Source organism: Micromonospora sp. NPDC093277 (genome assembly GCF_044765245.1).
Lineage (GTDB): Bacteria > Actinomycetota > Actinomycetes > Mycobacteriales > Micromonosporaceae > Micromonospora.
The window spans coordinates 1-5,319 of the sequence record NZ_JBIWJO010000035.1 but is presented as its reverse complement, the minus strand read 5'-3'; the positions used below and the strand labels follow the sequence as shown (position 1 = coordinate 5,319).

Here is a 5,319-nt window from a genome sequence, read left to right as displayed (position 1 = left end):
TGACTGGAAAGATTGTCCGGCGGTGTCCTACTCTCCCACACCCTCCCGAGTGCAGTACCATCGGCGCTGGAGGGCTTAGCTTCCGGGTTCGGAATGTGACCGGGCGTTTCCCCTCCGCCATGACCGCCGTAACTCTATCGACATATCAAACAACCAACCAACCCAACCCTGTTGGGGGTGTTGTTCGTTTGTCGGGAGTTGCACAGTGGACGCGTAGCAGCTTAGTAGTCAAGTCCTCGGCCTATTAGTACCGGTCAACTGAACCCGTTACCGGGCTTACATTTCCGGCCTATCAACCCAGTCGTCTAGCTGGGGGCCTTACCCCACCAAAGGTGGGTGGGATACCTCATCTCGAAGCGAGCTTCCCGCTTAGATGCTTTCAGCGGTTATCCCTTCCGAACGTAGCTAACCAGCCGTGCCCCTGGCGGGACAACTGGCACACCAGAGGTTCGTCCGTCCCGGTCCTCTCGTACTAGGGACAGCCCTTCTCAAGTATCCTACGCGCACGGCGGATAGGGACCGAACTGTCTCACGACGTTCTAAACCCAGCTCGCGTACCGCTTTAATGGGCGAACAGCCCAACCCTTGGGACCTGCTACAGCCCCAGGATGCGACGAGCCGACATCGAGGTGCCAAACCATCCCGTCGATATGGACTCTTGGGGAAGATCAGCCTGTTATCCCCGGGGTACCTTTTATCCGTTGAGCGACACCGCTTCCACATGCCAGTGCCGGATCACTAGTCCCGACTTTCGTCCCTGCTCGACCCGTCAGTCTCACAGTCAAGCTCCCTTGTGCACTTGCACTCAACACCTGATTGCCAACCAGGCTGAGGGAACCTTTGGGCGCCTCCGTTACCCTTTAGGAGGCAACCGCCCCAGTTAAACTACCCACCAGACACTGTCCCTGAACCGGATAACGGTCCGAAGTTAGATACCCAAAGCAACCAGAGTGGTATTTCAAGATTGCCTCCACCCATACTGGCGTATGAGCTTCACCGGCTCCCACCTATCCTACACAAGCTAATTCGGATACCAATGTCAAGCTATAGTAAAGGTCCCGGGGTCTTTCCGTCCTGCCGCGCGTAACGAGCATCTTTACTCGTAGTGCAATTTCGCCGGGCCTGTGGTTGAGACAGTGGGGAAGTCGTTACGCCATTCGTGCAGGTCGGAACTTACCCGACAAGGAATTTCGCTACCTTAGGATGGTTATAGTTACCACCGCCGTTTACTGGCGCTTAAGTTCTCCGCTTCGCCCCGAAGAGCTAACAGGTCCCCTTAACGTTCCAGCACCGGGCAGGCGTCAGTCCATATACATCGAATTACTTCTTCGCATGGACCTGTGTTTTTAGTAAACAGTCGCTTCCCCCTGCTCTCTGCGGCCATACAACGCTCCACCCGCGCGGGGCTTCACGTCTCCGGCCCCCCTTCTCCCTAAGTTACGGGGGCAATTTGCCGAGTTCCTTAACCACAGTTCGCCCGATCGCCTCGGTATTCTCTACCTGACCACCTGTGTCGGTTTGGGGTACGGGCCGCTAAGAACTCGCTAGAGGCTTTTCTCGGCAGCATAGGATCACTGACTTCACCTGAATCGGCTCGGCATCACGTCTCAGCCTCAAGTGCCGCGGATTTGCCTACGACACGGCCTACACGCTTACCCCGGCACAACCACCGGCCGGGCTCAGCTACCTTCCTGCGTCACCCCATCGCTTGACTACTACCCGCCAGGTTCCCACGCTCCCCGCGATTGATCCGAAGACCGCACACAGCTCGGGTGGTTAGCACAACGAGGTTCATCAGGGACGCTCTTTCGCGGGTACGGGAATATCAACCCGTTGTCCATCGACTACGCCTCTCGGCCTCGCCTTAGGTCCCGACTCACCCAGGGCGGATTAACCTGGCCCTGGAACCCTTGGTCATCCGGCGGAAGGGTTTCTCACCCTTCTTTCGCTACTCATGCCTGCATTCTCACTCGTGCCGCGTCCACAACTAGGTCACCCCGTTGCTTCACCCCCGGCACGACGCTCCCCTACCCATCCACACACCTGCACAAGGAATCAAGTCCAAGCGAGGTAAAAATGTGAATGCCACAGCTTCGGCGGTGTGCTTGAGCCCCGCTACATTGTCGGCGCGGAACCACTTGACCAGTGAGCTATTACGCACTCTTTAAAGGGTGGCTGCTTCTAAGCCAACCTCCTGGTTGTCTATGCGACCCCACATCCTTTTCCACTTAGCACACGCTTAGGGGCCTTAGCTGGTGATCTGGGCTGTTTCCCTCTCGACTACGAAGCTTATCCCCCGCAGTCTCACTGCCGCGCTCTCACTTACCGGCATTCGGAGTTTGGCTGATTTCGGTAAGCTTGTGGGCCCCCTAGACCATCCAGTGCTCTACCTCCGGCAAGAAACACGCGACGCTGCACCTAAATGCATTTCGGGGAGAACCAGCTATCACGGAGTTTGATTGGCCTTTCACCCCTAACCACAGGTCATCCCCCAACTTTTCAACGTTGGTGGGTTCGGCCCTCCACGCGGTCTTACCCGCGCTTCAGCCTGCCCATGGCTAGATCACTCCGCTTCGGGTCTAGAGCATGCGACTCAAACGCCCTATTCAGACTCGCTTTCGCTACGGCTCCCCCACACGGGTTAACCTCGCCACATGCCACTAACTCGCAGGCTCATTCTTCAAAAGGCACGCCGTCACCCCGCAAGGCTCCGACGGATTGTAGGCGAACGGTTTCAGGTACTATTTCACTCCCCTCCCGGGGTACTTTTCACCATTCCCTCACGGTACTCGTCCGCTATCGGTCACCAGGAAGTATTTAGGCTTACCAGGTGGTCCTGGCAGATTCACGGCAGATTTCAGGAGTCCGCCGCTACTCGGGAACACCCACAGAAGACCAGCCACTTTCACCTACCGGACTCTCACCGTCTACGGTCAGCCATTCCAGACTGTTCGACTAGCAACTGGCTTTGTAACTCCTCGGGCATGTGTCAGCACACCCAGCAGGGTCCCACAACCCCGACCACGCAACCCCTGACAGGTATCACACGCAGCCGGTTTAGCCTCAATCCGCTTTCGCTCGCCACTACTCACGGAATCACTATTTGTTTTCTCTTCCTACGGGTACTGAGATGTTTCACTTCCCCGCGTTCCCCCCACACACCCTATGTGTTCAGGTGTAGGTGACTGGACATGACTCCAGCCGGGTTCCCCCATTCGGACACCCTGGGATCACAGCTTGGTTGACAGCTCCCCCAGGCCTATCGCGGCCTCCCACGTCCTTCATCGGCTCCTGGTGCCAAGGCATCCACCGTTCGCCCTTGACAACTTGACCACAAAGATGCTCGCGTCCACTGTGCAATTCTCAACAAACGACCAACCCACAACCCGACACGTCCCACACCAGACCCGACCACCGCCGGCGGTATATGGAACCAGGCCATGCCTGGCAACCAACCCCCACCCACACAGGATGAGGCCATGGCTCTGAAAGAACACAACCTTCATGGTTGTTCCTTCAGGACCCAACAGGGTGCCTACCGTCCCCACCAGCCGCACCATCAACCCGTTCCACACCAACCAAAGCCGGTCGTACTAGAGCCTCAGGCCGTTGCCAGAGAAAACTCGCCAGTGTCTCCGCCAATCGAGCACCCCGACCCGACATCCGCAGGTCGCGGGCTCCATACCGTCCTTCGACGGATGGTGCTCCTTAGAAAGGAGGTGATCCAGCCGCACCTTCCGGTACGGCTACCTTGTTACGACTTCGTCCCAATCGCCAGCCCCACCTTCGACGGCTCCCTCCACAAGGGTTGGGCCACCGGCTTCGGGTGTTGCCGACTTTCGTGACGTGACGGGCGGTGTGTACAAGGCCCGGGAACGTATTCACCGCAGCGTTGCTGATCTGCGATTACTAGCGACTCCGACTTCACGGGGTCGAGTTGCAGACCCCGATCCGAACTGAGACCGGCTTTTTGGGATTCGCTCCACCTCACGGTATCGCAGCCCATTGTACCGGCCATTGTAGCATGCGTGAAGCCCTGGACATAAGGGGCATGATGACTTGACGTCATCCCCACCTTCCTCCGAGTTGACCCCGGCAGTCTTCGATGAGTCCCCGCCATAACGCGCTGGCAACATCGAACGAGGGTTGCGCTCGTTGCGGGACTTAACCCAACATCTCACGACACGAGCTGACGACAGCCATGCACCACCTGTGACCGCCCCCGAAGGACCCCACATCTCTGCAGGTTTTGCGGCCATGTCAAACCCAGGTAAGGTTCTTCGCGTTGCATCGAATTAATCCGCATGCTCCGCCGCTTGTGCGGGCCCCCGTCAATTCCTTTGAGTTTTAGCCTTGCGGCCGTACTCCCCAGGCGGGGCGCTTAATGCGTTAGCTGCGGCACAGGGAACCGGAGAGGCCCCCCACACCTAGCGCCCAACGTTTACAGCGTGGACTACCAGGGTATCTAATCCTGTTCGCTCCCCACGCTTTCGCTCCTCAGCGTCAGTATCGGCCCAGAGACCCGCCTTCGCCACCGGTGTTCCTCCTGATATCTGCGCATTTCACCGCTACACCAGGAATTCCAGTCTCCCCTACCGAACTCTAGCCTGCCCGTATCGACTGCAGGCCCGCGGTTGAGCCGCGGGTTTTCACAGTCGACGCGACAAGCCGCCTACGAGCTCTTTACGCCCAATAAATCCGGACAACGCTCGCGCCCTACGTCTTACCGCGGCTGCTGGCACGTAGTTGGCCGGCGCTTCTTCTGCAGGTACCGTCACTTACGCTTCGTCCCTGCTGAAAGAGGTTTACAACCCGAAGGCCGTCATCCCTCACGCGGCGTCGCTGCATCAGGCTTCCGCCCATTGTGCAATATTCCCCACTGCTGCCTCCCGTAGGAGTCTGGGCCGTGTCTCAGTCCCAGTGTGGCCGGTCGCCCTCTCAGGCCGGCTACCCGTCGTCGCCTTGGTAGGCCATCACCCCACCAACAAGCTGATAGGCCGCGAGCCCATCCCAGGCCGAAAAACTTTCCACCACCAGTCATGCGACCAGCAGTCCTATTCGGTATTAGCCCCGGTTTCCCGGGGTTATCCCAAAGCCTAGGGCAGGTTGCTCACGTGTTACTCACCCGTTCGCCGCTCGAGTACCCCGAAGGGCCTTTCCGCTCGACTTGCATGTGTTAAGCACGCCGCCAGCGTTCGTCCTGAGCCAGGATCAAACTCTCCAACAAAAAACTGTCAGAAAACAAATCCCAGCAACAAAAATGTTGCCAAAGGAATCCCAACCAGACAGACCAAAGCCTGACCAGTCCGGGGAATCAAA

Annotated in this window: 3 rRNA genes; all 3 read right to left on the bottom strand. The window is 58.0% G+C overall.

What is annotated here, in order from left to right:
* Nucleotides 1-14: 14 nt before the first annotated feature.
* Nucleotides 15-131 (bottom strand): 5S ribosomal RNA (gene rrf, locus ACIRG9_RS31525).
* 93 nt (nt 132-224) lie between these two features.
* Nucleotides 225-3,333: ribosomal RNA gene (locus tag ACIRG9_RS31520) — 23S ribosomal RNA — on the bottom strand.
* Nucleotides 3,334-3,712: 379 nt separating this feature from the next.
* Nucleotides 3,713-5,227: ribosomal RNA gene (locus ACIRG9_RS31515) — 16S ribosomal RNA — on the bottom strand.
* Together the 16S, 23S and 5S rRNA genes form the textbook arrangement of a ribosomal RNA operon.
* Between the last annotated feature and the right edge of the window lie 92 nt (nt 5,228-5,319).